The sequence below is a fragment of the Rhizobium sp. 01L419 genome (genome assembly GCF_056400025.1).
Genome location: NZ_JBFTSM010000017.1, coordinates 1 through 20,883, shown reverse-complemented (window position 1 = coordinate 20,883; position 20,883 = coordinate 1). Strand labels below are relative to the sequence as shown.

General features: G+C 59.7%; 18 protein-coding genes, 1 tRNA gene and 1 pseudogene. 12 read left to right on the top strand and 8 right to left on the bottom strand.

Going from position 1 to position 20,883, the window contains the following annotated elements:
* Nucleotide 1: 1 nt before the first annotated feature.
* Genes trpC through AC1DUP_RS27655 form a run of 3 tightly spaced genes read right to left on the bottom strand, consistent with a single transcriptional unit; the run spans nt 2 to nt 3,746 of the window.
* A complete protein-coding gene (gene trpC / locus AC1DUP_RS27665) occupies nt 2–814 on the bottom strand; it encodes an indole-3-glycerol phosphate synthase TrpC (protein ID WP_113309091.1) in 813 nt (270 codons plus the stop codon).
* Between the two features lie 9 nt (nt 815–823).
* Complete coding sequence (trpD, locus tag AC1DUP_RS27660) at nt 824–1,840, bottom strand: anthranilate phosphoribosyltransferase (protein ID WP_477835892.1); 1,017 nt, start codon at nt 1,838–1,840, stop codon at nt 824–826.
* A 13-nt stretch (nt 1,841–1,853) separates the two neighbouring features.
* Nucleotides 1,854–3,746 (bottom strand): SurA N-terminal domain-containing protein, encoded by a 1,893-nt coding sequence (locus AC1DUP_RS27655; protein ID WP_113295514.1) that lies wholly within the window; start codon nt 3,744–3,746, stop codon nt 1,854–1,856.
* A gap of 321 nt (nt 3,747–4,067) precedes the next feature.
* On the opposite strand from AC1DUP_RS27655, the gene AC1DUP_RS27650 reads away from it, so the two are divergent.
* Nucleotides 4,068–4,349 carry a hypothetical protein gene (locus tag AC1DUP_RS27650; protein ID WP_113309088.1) on the top strand — a complete coding sequence of 94 codons (282 nt, stop codon included), beginning with the start codon at nt 4,068–4,070 and terminating at the stop codon, nt 4,347–4,349.
* Between the two features lie 65 nt (nt 4,350–4,414).
* Here the strand turns inward: AC1DUP_RS27650 and AC1DUP_RS27645 are convergent, their stop codons facing one another.
* A complete protein-coding gene (locus AC1DUP_RS27645; RefSeq protein ID WP_113309087.1) occupies nt 4,415–4,669 on the bottom strand; it encodes a GlsB/YeaQ/YmgE family stress response membrane protein in 255 nt (84 codons plus the stop codon).
* Between the two features lie 702 nt (nt 4,670–5,371).
* On the opposite strand from AC1DUP_RS27645, the gene AC1DUP_RS27640 reads away from it, so the two are divergent.
* Nucleotides 5,372–7,057, top strand: coding sequence for a flagellin N-terminal helical domain-containing protein (locus AC1DUP_RS27640; RefSeq protein ID WP_113309086.1), 1,686 nt, complete (start codon nt 5,372–5,374; stop codon nt 7,055–7,057).
* 156 nt (nt 7,058–7,213) lie between these two features.
* On the top strand, nt 7,214–8,113 hold the full coding sequence (locus AC1DUP_RS27635) for a DMT family transporter (protein WP_477835889.1): 900 nt from the start codon (nt 7,214–7,216) through the stop codon (nt 8,111–8,113).
* Nucleotides 8,114–8,138: 25 nt separating this feature from the next.
* Here AC1DUP_RS27635 and AC1DUP_RS27630 read toward each other — a convergent pair whose 3' ends face one another.
* A complete protein-coding gene (locus AC1DUP_RS27630) occupies nt 8,139–9,275 on the bottom strand; it encodes an NAD(P)/FAD-dependent oxidoreductase (protein WP_113295519.1) in 1,137 nt (378 codons plus the stop codon).
* Nucleotides 9,276–9,502: 227 nt separating this feature from the next.
* Nucleotides 9,503–9,592 (bottom strand) — tRNA-Ser (locus AC1DUP_RS27625).
* A gap of 508 nt (nt 9,593–10,100) precedes the next feature.
* On the opposite strand from AC1DUP_RS27625, the gene AC1DUP_RS27620 reads away from it, so the two are divergent.
* The 4 genes from AC1DUP_RS27620 (at nt 10,101) to AC1DUP_RS27605 (ending at nt 14,387) form a co-directional block, all read left to right on the top strand.
* Nucleotides 10,101–11,279, top strand: a complete 1,179-nt coding sequence (locus AC1DUP_RS27620) for a septal ring lytic transglycosylase RlpA family protein (RefSeq protein WP_477835887.1) — start codon at nt 10,101–10,103, stop codon at nt 11,277–11,279.
* 83 nt (nt 11,280–11,362) lie between these two features.
* Nucleotides 11,363–12,556 (top strand): D-alanyl-D-alanine carboxypeptidase family protein, encoded by a 1,194-nt coding sequence (locus AC1DUP_RS27615; RefSeq protein WP_477835885.1) that lies wholly within the window; start codon nt 11,363–11,365, stop codon nt 12,554–12,556.
* Nucleotides 12,557–12,691: 135 nt separating this feature from the next.
* Entirely contained in the window at nt 12,692–13,369 is a 678-nt protein-coding gene (gene tmk / locus AC1DUP_RS27610; RefSeq protein ID WP_113309083.1) for a dTMP kinase, read from the top strand.
* On the top strand, nt 13,362–14,387 hold the full coding sequence (locus tag AC1DUP_RS27605; protein WP_477835882.1) for a DNA polymerase III subunit delta': 1,026 nt from the start codon (nt 13,362–13,364) through the stop codon (nt 14,385–14,387). The genes tmk and AC1DUP_RS27605 overlap by 8 nt, the downstream gene beginning before the upstream one ends.
* 103 nt (nt 14,388–14,490) lie before the next feature.
* On the opposite strand, the gene AC1DUP_RS27600 is transcribed toward AC1DUP_RS27605, so the two are convergent.
* A complete protein-coding gene (locus tag AC1DUP_RS27600; RefSeq protein WP_477835880.1) occupies nt 14,491–15,279 on the bottom strand; it encodes a sulfite exporter TauE/SafE family protein in 789 nt (262 codons plus the stop codon).
* 225 nt (nt 15,280–15,504) lie between these two features.
* Here AC1DUP_RS27600 and metG point away from each other — a divergent pair, with 225 nt between their 5' ends.
* From metG to AC1DUP_RS27585, 3 genes are read left to right on the top strand one after another with little or no spacing between them, the layout of a single operon-like run.
* Nucleotides 15,505–17,064: a methionine--tRNA ligase gene (gene metG / locus AC1DUP_RS27595; protein WP_477835878.1), complete on the top strand. Its 1,560-nt coding sequence runs from the start codon at nt 15,505–15,507 to the stop codon at nt 17,062–17,064.
* Between the two features lie 4 nt (nt 17,065–17,068).
* The gene (locus AC1DUP_RS27590; RefSeq protein ID WP_113510629.1) at nt 17,069–17,851 is read left to right on the top strand and encodes a TatD family hydrolase; all 783 of its coding nucleotides are present in this window, start codon (nt 17,069–17,071) and stop codon (nt 17,849–17,851) included.
* A 4-nt stretch (nt 17,852–17,855) separates the two neighbouring features.
* Nucleotides 17,856–18,668, top strand: coding sequence for an MBL fold metallo-hydrolase (locus tag AC1DUP_RS27585; protein WP_477835875.1), 813 nt, complete (start codon nt 17,856–17,858; stop codon nt 18,666–18,668).
* On the opposite strand, the gene AC1DUP_RS27580 is transcribed toward AC1DUP_RS27585, so the two are convergent.
* Nucleotides 18,665–19,276, bottom strand: a complete 612-nt coding sequence (locus AC1DUP_RS27580) for a TerC family protein (RefSeq protein WP_113295528.1) — start codon at nt 19,274–19,276, stop codon at nt 18,665–18,667. The genes AC1DUP_RS27585 and AC1DUP_RS27580 overlap by 4 nt on opposite strands.
* Before the next feature lie 209 nt (nt 19,277–19,485).
* Between AC1DUP_RS27580 and AC1DUP_RS27575 the strand changes: the two are divergent.
* Nucleotides 19,486–20,037, top strand: a pseudogene (locus AC1DUP_RS27575) (DUF2161 domain-containing phosphodiesterase); the annotation flags it as partial.
* A 71-nt stretch (nt 20,038–20,108) separates the two neighbouring features.
* Nucleotides 20,109–20,883 (top strand): IS30 family transposase (locus AC1DUP_RS27570; RefSeq protein WP_477835873.1); only part of this gene is annotated, 775 nt, incomplete at its 3' end.

Genomic DNA, 20,883 nt, shown 5'->3' with positions numbered 1-20,883 from the left:
ATCATTCAGCCGCGATGGCGGCTTCACCAAACAGCAGCGCGCGGGTGGCGGCCGTCACGTCGTCTTTGCGCATCAGGCTTTCGCCAACGAGGAAGGTGTTGATGTCGACGGCCTGAAGGCGCTTGCAATCTGCATTGGTGAAGATGCCGCTCTCGCCGACGAGGAGCCTGTCATCAGGAACCATGGTTGCCAGCGTCTCGCTGACGGTGAGGCTGACTTCGAAGGTGCGCAGGTTGCGGTTGTTGATGCCGACGAGCGGCGAGGAAAGCTTCAGCGCTCGCTCCATTTCCTCGATATCATGAACTTCGACCAGCACATCCATGCCAAGCGAGAAGGCTTCGTCCTGCAGACGCTCGGCATCATCATCCGTCAGCGAAGCCATGATGAGCAGGATGCAGTCCCCACCCCAGGCGCGGGCTTCATGGACCTGATAGGTCTCAAACATGAAATCCTTGCGCAGCGCGGGCAGGGCGCAGGCGGCACGTGCTGCCGTCAGGAATTCCGGCGCGCCCTGGAAGCTCGGCGTATCCGTCAGTACGGAAAGGCAGGCGGCGCCACCGGCTTCGTACGCCTTGGCAAGTGCAGGCGGATCAAAATCCGGACGGATCAGGCCTTTGGACGGGCTTGCCTTCTTGATCTCGGCAATCAGGCCGATCTCTCCCGCATCACGCTTGGCGACCAGCGCCTTATGGAAGCCGCGCGGCGCGGACTGGCCGGCCTGCATGGCCTTCAGATCAGCAAGCGAGGTCTTCGCCTTGGCGGCAGCGATTTCCTCACGCTTGTAGGCTTCGATCTTCTTCAGGATATCGGTCATGCGGCAATCCTAGTCGATATCGTTGGACACGGCGATCAGTTTGTCGAGCGCAGACGCCGTGGCGCCGCTATCGAGCGATTCCGTTGCGAGCTTCATGCCGTCGCGGATCGTCCCGACCTTGCCTGCGATGACGAGCGAGGCGGCGGCATTGGCGAGCGCGATATCGCGATAAGCGTTCCTTGCGCCCGCAAGCACATCACGCAGGGCTGCAGCATTGACGGCGCCGTCCCCGCCCTTGATGTCGGCGAGCACGCAGGGCGCTATGCCGAAATCATCAGGCGAAAGCTCGAAGGTTCGGATCTGACCGTTTTCGAGCGCGGCAACGCTGGTCTTGCCGGTCGTGGTGATTTCATCGAGGCCATCGCCATGGACGACCCAGACGCTTTCTGAGCCGAGATCGCGCATGACTTCGGCAAGCGGCACGACCCATTGCGGCGCGAAGACGCCGAGAAGCTGGCGCTTGACGCCGGCCGGATTGGAAAGCGGGCCGAGCAGGTTGAAGATGGTGCGCGTACCGAGTTCGACGCGGGAAGCGCCAACGTGGCGCATGGCCGAGTGATGCTGTTGCGCGAACATGAAGCCGACACCGGCCTCGGCAATGCAGCGCGAGATCATTTCGGGGGTGACCTCAAGATTGACACCGAGCGCAGCAAGGCTGTCGGCGGCCCCCGATTTCGAGCTCAGCGCCCGGTTGCCGTGCTTGGCGACCGGAACGCCGGCGCCGGCAACGATCAGCGCCGCCAACGTCGAGATGTTATAGGTGCCGCTGGCATCGCCGCCGGTGCCGACAATATCGATCGCATCGGCCGGCGCTTCCACCCGCAGCATCTTGGAGCGCATCGTGGTAACGGCGCCGACGATCTCATCGACCGTCTCGCCGCGAACACGGAGCGCCATCAGGAAGCCGCCGATCTGCGAAGGCGTTGCCTGGCCGGACATCAGGATATCGAAGGCCTGGCGGGCCTCGTCACGGGTCAAGGGCTCGCGGCTTGCTGCCTTGGCCAGGAGCGGCTTCAGATCGGACATGCGGCGCTTCCCCCTAGCGGACGGTTGCCTGTTCGGCGAGGTTCTGGTTGACCTGTGCACCGTACCGGGTCTGCAGCAGGTTGACCATCTGATCGAGAATGTCGTCACCGGCGCCATTTGCAATGGCGGCGATCTGCTGATCGCGATTATCGAGCGCATCGGTCGTCGGCTCGTCGTTGACCTCAGTCACCTTGAGCAGGATCTGCGTGCTCGGATCGGCGCCTACAGCCGTTGCCACGGTATCGGCGGGACCGGAGAAGGCGGCGTTGATACCGGCACGGCCGAGAACCGGATCATCGGTCGAACGGGTAAAGCCGCTCTTGCTTTCGACGGCGATGCCGAGCGGGGTGGCGATATCGGCCAGCGAGGTGCCCTTCTGCGCCTCGGCCTTCAGCTCGTCGGCCTTTTTGGCGAGCTCGGCCTTCTGCTGCTCGGCGGTCCAGTCCTGAACCGCCCTGTCACGCACTTCAGCAAGCGGACGATCGCGATCAGGCATGACGTCGCGCACGTCGAACCAGACATAACCGTCATTGCCGACGGCAATGGCGGAGGCATCGGCGCCGACATCGGTCTTGAAGGCTTCCGGCAGCAACTGCTGCTGGGCCGGAATATCCTTGACCGGATTTCCGTCCTTGTCCGCACCCGTCATGTCGATGGCGTCGATGGTGACGGCCTTCAGCTTCAGCTGATTGGCGATCTCTTCGAGGGACGTGCCGCCGGCGCGCATTTCCTCGATGCGGTCGTGAACGTTGATGACTTCCTGCGAGGCATTGGCGACCGAAAGCTGCTTGCGGATCTCTTCCTTGACCTCATCGAAGCTCTTGGTGGTCTCCGGCTTGATATTGGTCACGCGCAGGATCACCGGACCGAAGCTGCCGTCGACGACAGCCGTGGTTCCACCATCCGTCTTCACCCCGAAGGCAGCTTCGGCAACGGCCTGGTCCGGAACCTTGTCCTTGGTGAATTCGCCGAGCAGCACGTCGCTTGCGGTCTTGCCCTGATCGGTGACGAGCTGATCGAAGCTCGTGCCGCTCTTCAGCGCGGTTTCGGCCGCATTGGCGAGATCCTTGCTGGCGAAGGTCAGCTGCTCAAGCGTGCGGCTTTCCGGCGTCGTATAGGCCGCCTTGGCCTTGTCGAAGGCTTCCTTGATCTGGTCGTCGGTGACCGTCGTGGGATCGGCGATATCGCCAGGCTGGAGCTTCAGATAGCCGATCTTGCGGTACTCCGGCGCACGGTAGCGCTGCTTGGCGTCTTCGAACCACTTGGACAGAACATCATCGGCGGGCGCCTTGATCGGCTCGATATTGGCGTTGGTGAGCAGCAGGTAATCGACGCTGCGGCTCTCATTGCCATAGAGTTTCAGCGCGTTGACGAGAGTCGCAGGCGCCTGGAAGCCGTTGGAGACGGCTTCGATGATCTGGCTGCGCACAGCCTGCTTGCTGCGATCCTTGATATAATCGTCTTCCCGGATGCCGGCATTGCGCAGACGAGAGGTGAAGAGCGAGCGGTCGAACTGGCCGTTGACCGCCTTGAAGGCCGGATCCTCGCCGATCAGCTGGGCGAGCCGGTCTTCGGAAAGGCCGAGGCCCATGTCATCGGCAAGCTGGTCCAGCGAGGCACCGGCCAGAAGCTGGGCAAGCACCTGCTGCTCGACGCCGAAAGCACGGGCCTGCTCCGGCGTCAGGCGCACACCGTATTGCTGACCGAGCGCTGCGACCTGACGCTGATAGGCGAGACGGAATTCATTGACGTCCACATGCTGGTCGCCGACGGTGACCACCGTCGTGCTGTTGCCGCCGCTTATCAGCTCACGCGACACGCCCCAGATGCCGAAAGAGGCGACGAGCAGGAGCAGGAGCAGCTTGGCAACCCAGGTCTGAGCAGCTCTTCTCAGAATATGGAACATGGAAACGCAAACCTCGCATTATCATTGGCCCAAAAGGGCAGACATTCGTCGTTCCATAAAACAAAGCTGCGAGGAAATGAAGGCTTGTCACACGAAAAGCTTGCGGGGGCGTGCACACGCTCTCGCTACGGCACCCGCCCGAAAATCGGAATTGATTTTCGGAAACCCTGATGCGCAGATTCAAAAGCGTTAGAGCATCCCTGATGCATCCGAATGCATGCACGCTTCTCGAGGTGCCTTGAGCGACAAAAGATGCCTGGTTGCGGAACCTTTCCAGTCTTCATTTCGTTGAAGCGGCATTCCACTAAACAGGAGCAGACCATGGCCGAATTGAAAACCGCTTCCGTCGAATCCACCGCTGCGCGCGTCAAGGCCGAAGTTGCCGCCGAAGATCTGTCCGCGCAGGTTGCTGCGTTGCGTGAGGATCTGAGTCGCCTTTCGGACAGTGTGATCGCGCTGGGGCAGGGCGCCAGGACCGCAGTGGCCGACGAAGCCTCCGTGATGACCGAGCGTGTCCGCGACAAGGTGCGTGAAGAGCCGCTGACGGCAATCGCCATTACGGCCGGTGTTGCCTATCTCTTCGGTCTCCTCAGCCGTCGCTAAATGAAAAAAAGCCGGACGCATGACGTCCGGCCTTTAATCTTTCTGGCGATCTTTTCCCTGTCAGCTCAGCGGCGGATGAGGCGTCCGATCGCGATCAGTATGCATGCGCCGACAAAGCCAGTGACCAGGTAGCCTAGCCAGCCGCTGAGTGGCTGGATGTGAAGGATACCGAGAATCCAGTTGGCGACAATCGCTCCTATGATGCCGAGCAATATGTTCATGAACACGCCCATATTGCTGTTCATGAACTTTTCCGCCAGCCATCCGGCGAAGCCGCCGATAATGATAGCTGCAATCCAACCTACACTTTCGTTTTCCATGGCAATCTCCCTCCTGGCAAAACGTGAGATACAACGCGCACAATCGAAAAAAGTTCCGCTGGGGCAGCGGCTTAGCACTGTCAGGGATGAAGCAACGTCACCGGCGCAGAAAGCGCGTGAACCGCAATCTGAAACATCAAGCCTGAAAAGGCCAGCGCGGCAAAGCCGGCCGGCATCAGCAAACTCTTGGTGAACATCAAATCCCCCTTTATCGGGAGCAAGCATAGTTCATCGCCTCAACTGCGCAAGCTGCTTATTAATAAGTAGTTAAGCATGAAATTTAAGTAAAATACTCACGACACTACATGCGCTTCGACTAATATTAAATTATTCGGATATCACATTATCTGGAACAGGCGCTTTTCGATTTTCATGAACAAGCAGTCATTCAACGCCACCTGGAGGAGATCGATATGCGTCCCTCCCTTTTCATCGAGAATGAGAAACAGCCCGCCAGACTGGCGCCGGATGGCCAAAATCGCGCGGAATACTGTCCTTTAGGCAGCACGGAAAGATTGCATCTCAATTGAAGTGAGCCGGCCCGAGAAAGACCCAATAAAGGTACAGCAAGAGTAAAAACAATTCGAGATTTCACGCTTCCTTTTACGCAGGATTAACCCAACCTGACGTCAATTCATAGCTAACAGAATCTCAAGAAGATCGATTCATCGACCCTGCTGTTTCTCGTATTTCAGGCCGCGTATGTCTTCTATTAATACAAATTATTCCAGCATGGCGGCGTTACAAACCCTCCGGTCTGTGACGGCAGATCTCTATGCGACGCAGAATAGAGTTTCGACCGGCCTGCGGGTCGAGAAGGCATCCGACAATGCAGCCTACTGGTCCGTTGCAACGACGATGCGCACGGACAACAGGGCGCTTTCAGCGGTTTCCGATGCCTTGGGCCTCGGCGAAGCGATGACGGATACCAGTTCTTCCGCGCTTGCCTCGATCGTCGATATCATCGGCGACATGAAAGCCAAGCTGATAGCGGCGACCGAGAAGAGTGTCGACAAGGCAAAAATCCAGGATGAGCTCGATGCGCTGAACGGCAGACTGGTGGCGACCGCCAGTTCTGCCTCCTTTTCCGGCGAGAACTGGCTAAATACCGACATTCCCGGCCTCGACCTGATGACGCAATATAACAAGAGTATCGTTTCGGCCTTCATTCGCGGAGGCGACGGCAGTGTCAGCGTCGACACGACCGATGTCGATCTCACACGGTTGGCGCTTTTCAATTCGAGCGGCGGAGGGCTGCTGCAAGCGGATGAAAAATCGCTTGGGCTGATCGGCGGATTGCGGAATGCCGATTTTACCGGCGTCGGGCAAAGGGGTTACAGTGTCTACTGGTTCTTCGGCCCCGCCACTCTTCCCAATCCAAGCACCGGCGTCTTCACCGCAACGGACAAGATGACCTTCGACCTCACCGTCGACGGCGCGGAAACGCGCACGGTGACGATCGACAGGAATACGATCGACGCTGCATTGGGAACGACCAATGGTTATATCGCCAACGCCAATGATTTTGCCACCGTTATACGCCTGGCAATGTCCAACATGGGCTGGTCACCTGGCAGCGTCACATCCCCGGGAGGCCTGCTTTATTTTACCAGCGGCGAAATTCCGGGTAGCAGTGCATCGAGCATGGTCATTTCAAACGTGACCTCGACGCTTGCCGGCGGTTATGCTTTCGCGCTCAATGTACCCGCTTTACAACGGCAGGACGGCACCGTCGCGAGCTACCAGTTCGGATTTGCAGGTCCATTCGCCGTGCAGCGTGATGTCGCGTTTTCTTTCAGCGTGAATGTCAACAACGGCGCCACGAAAACCGTGACCATCAACCGCAGCCTTGTCGACAGCGTTCTCGGCACGAATGACGGAAAGATCAATACTGCCGGCGATTATGCGCGCATCCTTGGCGCCGTGCTGGCCGGAAGCGGAATGCAGGCCACTGCGGCAGGCTCGAATATATTGCTTCAGGCGGATTCGGCCATGCATCCGCAAGCGGGCGCGACGCGATCAACTATCCGGCTTTTCGGCGTTACCGACAATATCGGCTATGCGCCCAATTTCGATATTACCGATATCGACATCACCAATCCCGCCAATGACCTGCAAAACTATATCGGCGGTATCAACATGATGGAGCAGAAAGTTATCCAGGCTGCAAGCTATCTGGGCGATGTCAGCAAGCGGCTCAACATGCAGGACAATTTCGTCAATACGCTGCAGGATTCCGTCGCAAGCGGCATCGGGCGGCTCATCGATGCCAACATGGAGGAAGAATCCTCACGGCTGACGGCCCTGCAGAGCCAGCAGCAACTCGCCCTGCAATCTCTCTGGATCGCCAACAGCGCACCGCAGAACGTGCTCCAGCTCTTCCAGTAAGATGCCCCGCAATGGGCGCCGATATGCCTCATCGGGGTGCGTCATGACCTCGCATCGATGGCAGTAGCTTTGCTGCCTGCCAGCGGATAAGAGACATTCTGCGGCGAGCCTCGCGACGGAGACTCCTATCGCAAAGTCGGGTGCGGCGAGGTTTGCATGAAGTCCGAAACAGTAGAAGTACGGCCGCTGGCAGGCATCGCGCTTGCTTGCGCCGGTTACGCTTGCTTTGCCCTGCAGGACGCCTTGGTCAAATGGCTCGTGGCCGACTACGAGGTTCCGGAAATCCTGTTCATGCGCAGCATGGTCATCGTGATCATCACCGGCGTTCTCGTGCGCTACCGCCGCCATCCTTCGATCTTCAAGAGCCCCTATAGAGGCACGGTCGCGCTTCGCTCGGCGCTGATGCTGATCGCCTGGCTGCTGTTTTACAACGCCGCCCGGTATCTGGGACTTGCCGAGCTGACGACGCTCTATTTCTCGGCGCCGATCATTGTCATGTTCCTGTCGATCCTGGTTCTCAAGGAAACAATCGGAAAGGGGCGCTGGATCGCCTGCGTCGGCGGCTTCATCGGCGTCACCATCGCCGCAAACCCCACGCATTCGCCCAACCTGCTGCCGGCCGCCATGTGCCTCACCGCGGGTTTCTGCTGGGCCTGGAGCACGATCCTCATCCGGCTCGTCAGCCGCAGCGAGACGACACTCACTCAGATGTTCGCGACAAGCTTGCTGTTCGCGATTGCCTGCGCCCTGTCGTTCCCCTGGATCTGGAAAACACCCGATGCCACAGGCTGGGCTTTGATGCTGGGTCTCGGCCTCGTCGCCACACTCGGGCAATTCCTTCTCTATGAAGGGTTCCGATACGCGCCGGCCTCGGCGCTCGCACCCGTCGAATATAGCGGGCTCTTGTGGGCCTTCGTTTACGGCTATCTCATCTGGGCGGAAATTCCGGCGGTAAACGTCTTCGTGGGCGCGCTCATCATCGTCGCCTCAAGCCTGGTATTGATTGCCTGGGAGCGCCATGGCGAGCCCGGCCGGAAGAAGCGCGCGGCTTGCTGAGAGAAACGTATCGAAATGGCTGACGTCAGTGAGGATTTCCAGCGAACGCCTTGCCGGCAAGCCGCGCCACGCTCTGCCCGATAGCCAGTGAGGCAGTCAGGCCGGGGCTTTCGATCCCATACAGCGCTATATAGGCGGGATGTCCCGTTTTCTCCGGCCCTTGAAGCACGAAGTCGCCACCACCGCCCGAAACCGGGCCGGCGATTTTCGGACGTATGCCTGAATAGGCCGGCTGCAGGGCACCATTCTCCAGATCGGGCCAATAGCGGCGGATTGCGGAATAAAATTTATCCGCGCGACGCGGGTCGACATCATAGTCGATCGTCTCAACCCACTCGACATCAGGACCGAAGCGCGCCTGGCCTGCAAGATCGAGCGTCAGGTGCACACCGAGACCACCGGGTTCGGGGACCGGGTAGATCAGCTGCGTCGCCGGCGCGCGGCCGGTCAGTGCGAAGTAGCATCCCTTGGCGTAGTGACGTGGCGGGATTGTGCTGACGTCCAGGCCCAACAGTTTTTCGGACAGCGCCCAGGCATTCAAGCCTGCAGCATTCACCACGAGGCCTGCTTCAATTTTGACCGGATCGCGGCCGCCGACTGACAGACGGATCTTGTCCGCAGCCAACTCGCCTTCGATGACAGGAGAATTGCAGACGATTGCTCCCCCGTTTGCCTCGATATCCGTGATGTATGCCTGCATGAGACTGTGACTGTCGATGATGCCTGTTGACGGGGAGACAAGCGCCGCGAAGCCCCTGATCCGGGGTTGCCTGCGGGTAAGCTCCGCTGCGTCGATCAGGTAGCAGTCCTCCACTCCATTTGCTTCAGCCTGCCTGGACAGCTTTTCGAGGTAACCGAGTTCCTCCTCGCTCGACGCAACGACGAGCTTGCCGCAAGCCTTGTGAGGGACGCTCCGCTCACGGCAATATTCGTAGAGCTTGTGTTTTCCGGCAACGCAGAGCTCTGCCTTCAAACTGCCAGTTGCATAGTAGAGCCCGGCGTGGATGACCTCGCTGTTGCGGGCAGACGTAATGCTGCCGGTCATTGGCTCCGCTTCGAGAAGCACGACCTCGCGGCCGGACATGGCAAGTTCGCGCGCTACCGCCAACCCCACGACCCCTCCACCCACGACGACACAGTCGAGGTCCAGTACCTCCGTCATGCAGCTCCCTCTCATCCTCCAACTGCGGGGAGGGGCCTCTCCGGTCGAATTTTGGGAGCCCCTGACAACGCAACCCGGCGCCAAATATCATCTGTCGAACCTATCCCAAAATCAGGACGATGGGGAAATACGATTCCGCGGGTGAGATCTGAGCCGTCACCCCAGAGAGGGAACGATTCCGGAACCTAGCCTGACAAGGCGAAAATACCTGTGTTTTCAGAGATTTATGGCGGAAGAGGTGGGATTCGAACCCACGGTACGGTTTCCCGCACGCCGGTTTTCAAGACCGGTTCCTTAAACCACTCGGACACTCTTCCATCCAGTTGATCTGGCTGATCTTTGCCGGAAGAATTCGTTTTTGACGAAGACTGCTTCCGTCGACAACCAAATCGCGGTTTGGCAGGCTTTATAGCGGTTCGGACTTCAGCGTCAACTTGCTCTCTCACATATCGAGCGGCAATTGCGCAGATAAACTGCTTCGATCGTCCGGCTCCCCAGGCGTTACCCAATCTACTCAACTGTTTATAACATCGGGAAGAAATGCCCCATTGTGGGCATCGCGACGGCTTCCAACCGAATAGTCCTGTCACGAAGCGAAACCGTCCGATGCGGGGATAATGCCCCTATTCCATTCCCGGACAGGTTAAAATCAACCAGACATTAACCATAGTCATTAGAATTCGAGCTATCGTCGGGAAATCGTTCGCAAATTTGCCACGATATTCACAAGATTAAAGTCTCGTTAGGCAGGCAGGTAATAAGGCAACTCCAACTCATTCACGAGTGAGTTCCTTAACCATAACGGTCTTGAGTGGCGTGGGGCATATGAAACTGAATTACGGGGCGGCGTCTTTCGCAACGACAGCTCGATGGCTGGCATTGTCGGCCATGTGCGCAACAGTAGCGGCCTGCGGCACGACACAAGCCGTTCCCAAGAAGAAATCCCACGGCAAGGAATATTTCTCCGAGAGCGAATACGGCGTCAAAGCCAGCCCGCGCGTTGCCAACGGCAACAACATCCCGAAGGGCGGCGGCCGCTACATCGTCGGCGATCCCTATGTGGTGAAGGGCAAGATGTATTACCCTAGGGAGGATTACTCCTATAACAAGGTAGGCATCGCTTCCTGGTACGGTTCCGCCTTCCATGGCCGGTTGACCGCAAATGGCGAAGTCTACGACCAGATGCACCTTTCCGCTGCGCATCCGACCTTTCCGCTGCCGAGCTATGCGCGCGTAACTAATACGGAGAACGGTTCGTCTGTGATCGTGCGGGTCAACGACCGCGGGCCATACCATGAAGGCCGCATCATCGACCTTTCCAACAAGACGGCCTCCATGCTCGACCTGCAGCACAGCGGCACGGGCAATGTTCGCGTTCAATATGTCGGGAAGGCGCCGCTTGACGGCCACGACATGCCGTATCTGATGGCATCCTATGTTCCGAAGGGCAGCCGTATTCCGGGCGCCTATCCGGGCGGGGGCCAGATCGCGACCGGCGTGATGGTTGCCTCCAACAGCAAGAAGATCACCGGCGACCAACTGCAGAGCCTTGGCGACTATTCCAGTCCTTCGCCTGCCAACGTACCGGTACCATTCTCCTCGACAGCCTATGCGGGCTCGACGCCGAATGCCAAGTATCCCGGCGCCAAGTATCAGGGCTCTACGCAGAGCGCCAAGTATACAGCGGCTCCGGCTGTGCAGATGGCCCCTGTGCCGATGCAGGCGCCGGCAGGCGGTCATTTCCTGGCCCCGCCGCCCGCCTTCGCCAATGGCGGACAGGCTATGGAGCAGACGGTGGTTCTGCCGGAAATCGGTCCCATTCCCTATGAACGCCCGAATGGCTGGTCGAAGGGCACGTCGCTTGCCATGAACTACCAGGAAGCAGTCGTCGTCAACGTTCCGATCGCCTTCGACGCCGTGATGGTGCGCAATGACGGGCTGACGCAGGACTCGATCCTCGCTTCCTTCAAGCGGCAGAATGGCGGCGCTGCACAGGCGCGATAAAAACCCACGATAAAGTGTAATTGCATCGGCTTCCGGCTCGCTTTACCCTCTTGAATCAGCCCGCACGATCAATGGGATTAGCGATGTTGAAGCCGCTGCTTCGCCTCTTTGCATGTCTGCTTTTACCTGCTTCTGCAGCCGTTGCCGCAGAAGGCACCGATGCCGGCTTCGTCACCAAGGCCACGCAGGCCTATATGATCGAAGCTTCGACCGGAACGGTGCTTCTCTCCAAGAACGAAAGCCAGGTCTTTGCGCCTGCTTCGCTTGCCAAGCTGATGACGATGGATCTCGTTTTCAGTGCCGTCAGCAAGGGTCAGATTTCTCTCGATACGGAATATCCCGTCTCCGAATATGCCTGGCGCACCGGCGGCGCGCCTTCACGTGCGGCCACGATGTTTGCAGCGCTGAAATCGAAGGTCCGCGTCGAGGATCTGATCAAGGGCGTTGCGATCCAGGGCGCCAATGACGGCTGCATCATCCTTGCCGAGGGCATGGCCGGCAGCGAGGACCAGTTTGCGGCATCGATGACCCGGCGCGCTCGCGAGCTCGGCATGGAAAAGGCTGTCTTCGGCAATTCAACCGGGATTCCCGATGGCAAGAGCAAGGTGACGGCCAAGGAGCTGGTGACGCTCGCCGTCGATCTGCAGAAATCCTATCCCGATCTATATCCCTATTTTGCCCAAGCGGATTTCGAGTGGAACAAGATCTTCCAGCGTAACCGCAATCCGCTGCTCGGCATGGATCTTGGCGCCGACGGGCTGGCGACGGGCTTTACGGAAGGCGAGGGCTATTCGATCGTCGCCTCGGTGCAGCGCGACGGACGGCGGCTCTTCGTGGCACTTGCCGGCATCGCCTCCGACAAGGAGCGCACGGAAGAAGCCAAACGCGTACTGGAATGGGGGCTGACGGCCTTCGAAAGCCATCAGGTTTTTGCAGACACGGAAGTCATCGGCGCTGCAAGCGTCTATGGCGGCACGGCGCGAACCGTCGATCTCGTCGCCAAGGCGCCGGTCAGCGTCTATGTTCCGATCAATAATCCCGACCGGCTTGCAGCCCGCATCGTCTATCGCTGGCCGCTGACGGCGCCCGTGAAGGCCGACACGGAGGTCGGTACATTGCGCATTGTTTCCGGCAACAGGATGCTGCGCGAAGTGCCGCTCTATACGGTGCAATCCGTCGAGGTGGGGTCGCTCACCAGCCGGGCGGTCGATGCGCTGCTGGAGCTTGGCGAATCGCTGTTCTTCTCCTGGCTGTGGGACACGTCCGAGCAGAGCTGAGACCGTTTTTGCGAGCGAATTTTCCGGCGATTAGCCGGGGAAGGTGAATATGTCGCCGCGGCAATAGGTTTCGTTCCGCACTATCTTCGGATAGATAGAGGAAGAGCGCGGCGCTCAGAATGCGGGAAAGTATCATTGTCGTCCGGTACAGGATTGTTCGTTACGTTTGAAGGCGGAGAGGGCGCTGGGAAGTCCACGCAGATCCGCCGCCTTGCCGAGGCCCTGAAGGTCGACGGCCATGACGTGTTGTTGACCCGGGAGCCGGGAGGCTCGCCGGGAGCCGAAGCGGTGCGCCATGTGCTGCTTTCCGGTGCGGCAGAAGCTTACGGCACCCGCATGGAGGCGATCCTCTTTGCCGCCGCCCGCAACGATCACGTTGAAGAGGTCATCCGGCCAGCACTCGCCAAGGGCAAGATCGTGCTCTGCGACCGCTTCATGGATTCCTCGCGCGTCTATCAGGGTGTCACCGGCAATCTGGAAGCGGAGTTCATCGAGACGCTGCAGCGCATCGCCATCAACGGTGTGATGCCTGATTGCACACTGATCCTTGATATTCCTGCCAAGCTGGGACTGCAGCGCGTCAGCCAGCGAAACGCCGGCGGCCCTGACCGTTTCGAGAAGGAAACGCTCGAAACCCACGAGAAACGTCGCGAAGCCTATCTGGATATCGCCGCGCGCGAGCCGGAGCGCTGCCACGTCGTCAATGCCACGCAGCCCGAAGAGGCGATCGCCGCAGAGATCCTCACCATCATCAGGCAGTTGCTGAAACCATCAGTCGAAGAGCGGATGCCGGAAGCGGCGCATCATGAGTGAGGACAGGCCCGGACTGCTCGACGGCGCCATCTGGCCGGCCGAGAATACGAAGCTCTTCGGTCATGAAGAGGCTGAGGATTTCCTGGCGCAGTTCTACCGCTCAGGCAAGGGCCATCATGCGATCCTGATCGAAGGCCCCGAAGGCGTCGGCAAGGCGACGCTTGCCTTCCGCTTCGCCAATCATGTGCTGTCGCATCCCGACCCGACTGGCGCACCCGAACGAATTGGCGATCCGGACCTCAACTCCGCGGTCAGCCGCCAGATCGTCTCTGGTGCCTCGCACAATCTGCTGCATCTTGCGCGGCCTGTAGATGAAAAGACCGGGAAAGTGAAATCGGCGATCACCGTCGACGAGGTGCGCCGGGCCGGCAAATTCTTCTCGCAGACCTCGGGCACCGGCAATTGGCGGATCGTCATCATCGATCCTGCGGACGACATGAATCGGAACGCTGCAAACGCCATCCTGAAGATCCTCGAAGAGCCGCCGAAGCGGGCGATGTTCCTCGTCCTATCGGATGCGCCGGGAAAGCTGCTGCCGACGATCCGGTCGCGCTGCCTGCCGTTGAAGCTTGCGCCGCTCGACGATCAAGCGCTGGTTGCGGCACTAACTCATCTCGGTATTCAGGGAGAGGGACAGGCCCTGCTTTCCACCGCCAAGGGCAGCGTGGGCGAGGCACTGAAATTGCTGAACTATGGCGGCGGGGATATTATCGAAGCCTATAACGCGGTTCTGTCCTCAGAAGGGCCTGCGGCGCGCAAGGCCATGCACCGGCTTGCCGATGCGCTTTCGGGCAAGGAAAGCGACACGATCTTCGATTTCTTCGTTAGTCATGTGGGTGATGATGTGATGAACCGCGCGCGCAACGCGGCAGGCGAGGGGCAGATTGCGACGGCGGAGCGCCTGGCGCGGCTCTATTCCGCGATCACCGAGAAGCTGACCATTTCCGACGCCTATAATCTCGACCGCAAGCAGACGATCATGGAAGTGCTTTCCGACATCAAACAGCCGGGTGCTTAGAACGTCCTGCGTTCATTCCGACGCACCAAGGATACTCTACCTCTTTATTTTTATTCGGTCCCGGACGCAAAACCGCTGCACACTTTTGCTGGAATTGTTCTGGTCAGCCGGCCAGCAATTTCCAGGCGACGATGGCAAGCGTAACGGCCAGCACGATACGGATTGTCCGCTCGTGCAGTTTCGGTGCGAGAAGGCTGCCGACGATGATGCCGGGAATGGAGCCGACGAGCAGGGCAAGCAGCATCGACCAATCGATCTCTCCAATGAGCCAGTAACCCGTGCCGCCGATCAGCGTCAGGGGCACCGCATGGACGATGTCGGAGCCGACGATCTCACGCACATCGAGCCGTGGGTAGAGGACGAGTAGGATCGTGACGCCGAGAGCGCCGGCGCCGACCGATGTCAGGGTGACGAGCACGCCAAGCACAAAACCGAGAACGACCGTGAAGGCTGCGATGGTCGCCGGCTGCGGCGGCATCCGATCACCGATGGCGCGGCGGGCAAATTCGAGGATCTGGCTGCGGAAAACGAGCATGATCGCGGTCATGACCAGAAGCCAGCCGAGCGCCGTGGTGATGGTGTTGGTCACGCCGATGCTCTTGCGGTCGACGCCGGCCATCAGCCAGAGCATTAGCAGCGCGGCCGGAACGCTGCCGGCTGCAAGACTGCCGACGATCTTCCAGTTGACGCGCCCATGCATGCCGTGAACGGCGGTGCCGGCGGTCTTGGTGATCGCCGCATAGAGAAGATCGGTCCCGACTGCCGTTGCCGGATGGACGCCGAAGAGGAGAACGAGCAGGGGCGTCATCAGCGAACCGCCGCCCACGCCGGTGATGCCGACAAGCGCTCCCACTACGAGACCGGACAGGGAATAGAGAGGCTCGAACGTCAAATACGCGCCTCCGACGGCGTGCGGCCATGACCATTCCGATCGATGAAAAATAGCACTTCGCTTCCGTCCCGCCCTCTTGTGAGAGAAGGGGTAGATTGCGCCAGAACGTGAGTCAAGTTCACCGCCGCGCGTCTCCGAAATCGTAGGCGGCTGCCAAACTTGATGTTTCGCTCGTGCGAGACATGCGCTAATAGCGGCTGACGATTTTTATACAGTAAGCCGGAATTGGCCGCCATGACAGACAAGACCCCGTTCTACATCACGACCGCGATTTCCTACCCCAACGGCAAGCCGCATATCGGCCATGCCTACGAGCTGATTGCGACCGACGCGATGGCGCGCTACCAGCGCCTCGACGGCAAGGATGTCTTCTTTCTGACGGGGACCGACGAACACGGCCAGAAGATGCAGCAGACGGCGCGTGCGGAGGGCATCACGGCGCAGGCGCTTGCTGACCGCAACTCCGGCGAATTCCAGGCAATGGCGAAGCTGCTCAATGCTTCGAACGACGACTTCATCCGCACCACGCAGGAGCGTCACCACGAGACCTCGCGGAACATCTGGAACCTGATGGCCGACAACGGCGATGTCTACAAGGATTCCTATGCTGGCTGGTACTCGGTGCGAGACGAAGCCTATTACCAGGAAAATGAGACGGAGCTGCGCGCCGACGGCGTGCGCTATGGGCCGCAGGGCACCCCTGTCGAATGGGTGGAAGAGGCAAGCTACTTCTTCAAGCTCTCCGAATACCAGGACCGGCTGCTGAAGCATTACGAGGAGAACCCCGATTTCATCGGTCCGGCCGAACGCCGCAACGAGGTGATCTCCTTCGTCAAGTCGGGCCTGAAGGATTTGTCGATCTCGCGCACGACCTTCGACTGGGGCATCCAGGTGCCGAACGATCCCTCGCATGTCATGTATGTGTGGGTCGATGCGCTGACGAACTACATCACGGCGACCGGCTATATCGAAGACCGCAACGGACCGCGGGCGAAATATTGGCCGGCTGATGTGCACATCATCGGCAAGGACATCATCCGCTTCCACGCCGTCTACTGGCCGGCCTTCCTGATGTCGGCCAAGCTGCCGCTGCCGAAGCGCGTCTTTGCCCACGGCTTCCTGCTCAACAAGGGCGAGAAGATGTCGAAGTCGTTGGGCAACGTCGTCGATCCCGTCAATCTGGTGAACCATTTCGGCCTCGACCAGGTACGCTATTTCTTCCTGCGCGAAGTCTCCTTCGGACAGGACGGCAGCTATAGCGAAGAGGCGATCGGCACGCGCATCAATTCCGACCTCGCCAACGGCATCGGCAACCTTGCCAGCCGTTCGCTGTCGATGATCGTGAAGAATTGCGATGGCCAGATTCCGGAATGCGGCCCGCTGACCGACGAGGACAAGGCCCTGCTGGCGCAGGCCGATGCTCTGTACGCCTCGACACGCGAGGACATGGGCAAGCAGCTGATCCACCGCGCGCTCGCCTCCATCATCGCCGTCGTCTCCGAGACCGACCGCTATTTCGCCGGCCAGCAGCCGTGGGCGCTGAAGAAGACGGATCCGGCGCGCATGGGCACGGTGCTTTATGTGACAGCAGAGGTCGTCCGTCAGATCGCCATCCTGCTGCAGCCGTTCGTACCGGACTCCGCCGACAAGCTGCTCGACCGCGTGGCCGCCCCTGCAGACAAGCGCGATTTCGCAGCGCTTGGCGAAGCGGGCCGCCTGGTGCCGGGAACGCCGCTCGAAGCACCGACGCCGGTCTTCCCGCGCTATGTAGCTCCGGAGGCTTAAGGCCGTGCTGGTCGATACGCATTGCCATCTGGACTTCGCCGACTTCGAGGCGGAGCGCGACGAGATCGTTGCACGCGCCCATCAGGTCGGAGTTGCGCAGATGGTGACGATCTGCACCCGCGTGCGCAAGCTCGACGGGCTGCTTGCCATCACCGAGAAATATCCCTCCGTCTTCTGTTCGGTCGGAACGCATCCCAACAATGCGGGTGACGAACTGGATATCCAGACGGAAGATCTGGTGCGGCTCGCCAATGCTCATCAGAAGGTTGTCGCGATCGGCGAAGCGGGTCTCGACTATTTCTACGACACGCAGAAGCCCGAGGACCAGCAGACCGGCTTTCGTCGCCATATCGCTGCAGCGCGCGAAACGCAGCTTCCGCTCGTCATTCATAGCCGCAGCGCAGATGCCGACATGGCTGCAATCCTGACGGAGGAGACAGGGAAGGGGGCTTTCCCCTTCATCCTGCATTGCTTCTCTGCCGGTCCGGAGCTGGCGAAGACCGGTGTCGAGCTCGGCGGCTATATCTCCTTTTCGGGCATCCTGACCTTTCCGAAATCGGAGGAACTGCGCGAGATCGCCAAGACAATCCCGCACGACCGGCTGCTCGTCGAAACGGATGCCCCGTATCTGGCGCCGAAGCGCTGGCGCGGCAAGCGCAATGAGCCGTCCTATGTGGTGAACACGGCCGAGGTGCTGGCCGATACGATCGGCCTCCCTTACGAGGAGGTCGCGCGGATCACCACCGATAACGCCTTCCGCCTGTTTTCGAAGATGCCGAGGATCTAGCGGCGTGTCACGGCGGCAGCGGTTCACCATTCTCGGCTGTTCGTCGTCACCGGGCGTGCCGCGCATCACCGGTGACTGGGGCGCCTGCAATCCGGACAATCCAAAAAACAAAAGAACGCGCGCGGCCTTTATGGTGCAGCAGTTTTCGGCAGATGGGGCTGCGACGACCGTCGTGGTCGATACCGGCCCGGATTTTCGCGAACAGATGATCAGGGCAGGGGTCGACCACGTGGATGCGGTTCTCTACACCCATCCGCATGCCGACCATATTCACGGCATCGACGATCTGCGTGGTTATTTCCACAATACCCGCCGGCGCGTACCGATCTTTGCCGAACCGTTCACCATGGGCAGGCTGCAGGAGGCCTTCGGCTACTGCCTGGAGACGCCGCCGGGCAGCAATTATCCGCCTATTGCGCTGCCGAACGTGATCGAGGACATGGAAAAGCCCGTTGAGATCCATGGGCCAGGCGGAACGATCGCCTTCATGCCGCATCTGCAGCAGCACGGCGACATCCATTCGCTCGGCTTCCGGATCGGGAATGTTGCCTATTGCAGCGATGTCAGCGATTTTCCGCCGCAAACGGTAGCGAAGCTGCAGAACCTCGACATTCTCATCATCGACGCTCTGCAATATGCCTATCATCCCAGCCATCTCTCGCTGGAACAGTCGCTCGACTGGATAGAGCGGCTAGGACCGAAGCGGGCGATCCTCACGCACATGCATACGCCGCTCGACTATGATGTGGTCATGGCGCAAACGCCGGACCATGTGGTACCGGCGTTCGACCAGATGAGCTTCGAAGTCGAAGTTTAGCTGCCGATGTAAGGCGCAACCTCGAGGTATCCGCGATGGATCATGTCCAGCGAGACATAGAGGATGATCAGCAGGCCGACGTAGGCGATCCAGCGATGTTTGTTGAGCAGGCGGGCGATGAAGTTCGCTGCAATGCCCATCAGCGCAATCGAAAGGCAGAGACCGAGGACGAGCACGCTCGGGTGCTCGCGAGCGGCACCCGCAACCGCCAGCACGTTGTCGAGCGACATGGAAACATCGGCGATGACGATCTGCGTCGCAGCCTGGAGAAATGTCTTCCTCGGCGCAGCTGCGCCGGCTTCAGCCGCATGTTCCTCACCATGACCGGCGCGCAGCTCACGCCACATCTTCCAGCATACCCAGAGAAGCAGCAGGCCGCCAGCGAGCAGCAATCCGACGATTGCCAGAAGATAGACGGCGACGGAAGCAAACAGGATGCGGAGCACCGTTGCCGCCAGAATGCCGACAATGATCGCCTTGCGGCGCTGCGTAGCTTCCAGGCCGGCAGCAGCAAGGCCGATGACGACGGCGTTGTCGCCGGCGAGAACGAGGTCGATAGCAATGACCTGCAGCAGAGCCGTCAAACCGGCCGCTGTGAAAATATCCATATTGAAGTACCCCCAGGATATGCTTCGAGCGTGCTAGCGTCTTGAGGGTTTTCCGTCAACCGGCGAAGGGATGCGTTGTCGGCCGCGTCCACGGATATGCCCATTGCAATCTGAGCCGTGTAATTCGGTCGGTTGCGCTCGATGTGGTGTCCCGCGCGAACGGATCGATGTAGATTATGGAACGATTCTTTTCTTCGATCCGCAGGCCCATGGAAACTTTGCTTTATCTCCCCGTCAAAGGCTTCCTCGAAAAGGCAGGTTACGTCGTCAAGGGTGAAGTCGGCGGCTGTGATCTCGTCGGCTTGAGCGATGACGATCCGCCTGTGGTGGTGGTTTGCGAGCTGAAGCTCAGCTTCAATCTCGAGCTCATCCTTCAGGCGGTCGATCGCGCTGCCGTCTCCGACGAAGTCTGGATCGCGGCGCGGATTTCCGCCAAAGGCAAAGGGCGGGAGGCCGACAAGCGCTACCGCGACCTCTGCCGCAGGCTCGGCATCGGCATGCTCGGCATTTCGGATGCGGGTGACGTCAGCATCATCGTCGGCTCCGTATCGCCAATGCCACGGACCAATCCGAAGCGACGCTCGAGGCTCATGCGCGAGCACCAGAAACGGCGCGGCGACCCGGCGCTCGGCGGCAGTACGCGCACGCCGCTCATGACGGCATATCGCCAGCAGGCGCTCGGCTGTGCAGCAGCGCTGGCGTCAGGACCGCTTCGCGTGCGCGACATCAGGGCCAGTGTGCCGGAGGCAGGCAAGATCCTGTAAGGGGGTACATTCTATTTCCAAGTGCGACATGCCAATGATTTCAATGGCTTCACTTTGGAGATTTTGGCATGTCCCGATGCTATCAGCAACTATCCCTCGCCGATCGACGGCGGCTTCACCACCTCGTCGCACGCAAGGTGCCGATCAACGAGATGGCCCGGCAACTCGGGCGCCATCGTTCGACCATCTATCGTGAGATCAGGCGAAATACGTTCCAAGATCACGAGTTTCCCGAATACAGCGGCTATTTCTCCACCGTTGCGGATGACATTGCCAAGGAACGACGCCGGCGCTTGAGAAAGCTGCGGCGCCATCCGCATCTGCGTCGTATGATCATTGAGAAACTGGAGGCCTACTGGTCGCCGGAGCAAATTGCCGGCCGTCTTCTGGCCGATGGGATCAGCTTGGTTCGGATCTGTGCCGAGACGATCTATCGGTTCATCTATGGCAAGGAAGACTACGGGCTTGGCCTTTATCGTTATCTGCCCGAGGCGCGCCGCAAGCGTCGCCGGCGTGGCTCGAGGAAGCCGCGCGACAGCGTGTTTCCAGCCAGCCACAGGATATCGCAACGTCCTGATTCTATTGGCGATCGATCGGTGTTTGGACACTGGGAAGGTGATCTTTTGATCTTCGAGCGTGAGCTCGGCCATGCGAATGTCACCTCCCTCGTTGAACGCAAAAGCCGCTACACCGTGATGATCAAGAACCCAAGCCGGCACTCGCGCCCAATCATGGACAAGATCATCAAAACCTTCTCGCCCTTGCCATCCTCGGCACGCCAGAGCTTCACCTTCGATCGCGGAACGGAGTTTGCCGGCTTCCGGGCTTTGGAAGATGGCATCG

Excerpts from the sequence above, each read along its gene's own strand:
- trpC (WP_113309091.1), bottom strand. The coding sequence starts at position 814 with ATGACCGATATCCTGAAGAAGATCGAAGCCTACAAGCGTGAGGAAATC.
- trpD (WP_477835892.1), bottom strand. The coding sequence starts at position 1,840 with ATGTCCGATCTGAAGCCGCTCCTGGCCAAGGCAGCAAGCCGCGAGCCC.
- AC1DUP_RS27655 (WP_113295514.1), bottom strand. The coding sequence starts at position 3,746 with ATGTTCCATATTCTGAGAAGAGCTGCTCAGACCTGGGTTGCCAAGCTG.
- AC1DUP_RS27650 (WP_113309088.1), top strand. The coding sequence starts at position 4,068 with ATGGCCGAATTGAAAACCGCTTCCGTCGAATCCACCGCTGCGCGCGTC.
- AC1DUP_RS27645 (WP_113309087.1), bottom strand. The coding sequence starts at position 4,669 with ATGGAAAACGAAAGTGTAGGTTGGATTGCAGCTATCATTATCGGCGGC.
- AC1DUP_RS27640 (WP_113309086.1), top strand. The coding sequence starts at position 5,372 with ATGTCTTCTATTAATACAAATTATTCCAGCATGGCGGCGTTACAAACC.
- AC1DUP_RS27635 (WP_477835889.1), top strand. The coding sequence starts at position 7,214 with ATGAAGTCCGAAACAGTAGAAGTACGGCCGCTGGCAGGCATCGCGCTT.
- AC1DUP_RS27630 (WP_113295519.1), bottom strand. The coding sequence starts at position 9,275 with ATGACGGAGGTACTGGACCTCGACTGTGTCGTCGTGGGTGGAGGGGTC.
- AC1DUP_RS27620 (WP_477835887.1), top strand. The coding sequence starts at position 10,101 with ATGAAACTGAATTACGGGGCGGCGTCTTTCGCAACGACAGCTCGATGG.
- AC1DUP_RS27615 (WP_477835885.1), top strand. The coding sequence starts at position 11,363 with ATGTTGAAGCCGCTGCTTCGCCTCTTTGCATGTCTGCTTTTACCTGCT.
- AC1DUP_RS27605 (WP_477835882.1), top strand. The coding sequence starts at position 13,362 with ATGAGTGAGGACAGGCCCGGACTGCTCGACGGCGCCATCTGGCCGGCC.
- AC1DUP_RS27580 (WP_113295528.1), bottom strand. The coding sequence starts at position 19,276 with ATGGATATTTTCACAGCGGCCGGTTTGACGGCTCTGCTGCAGGTCATT.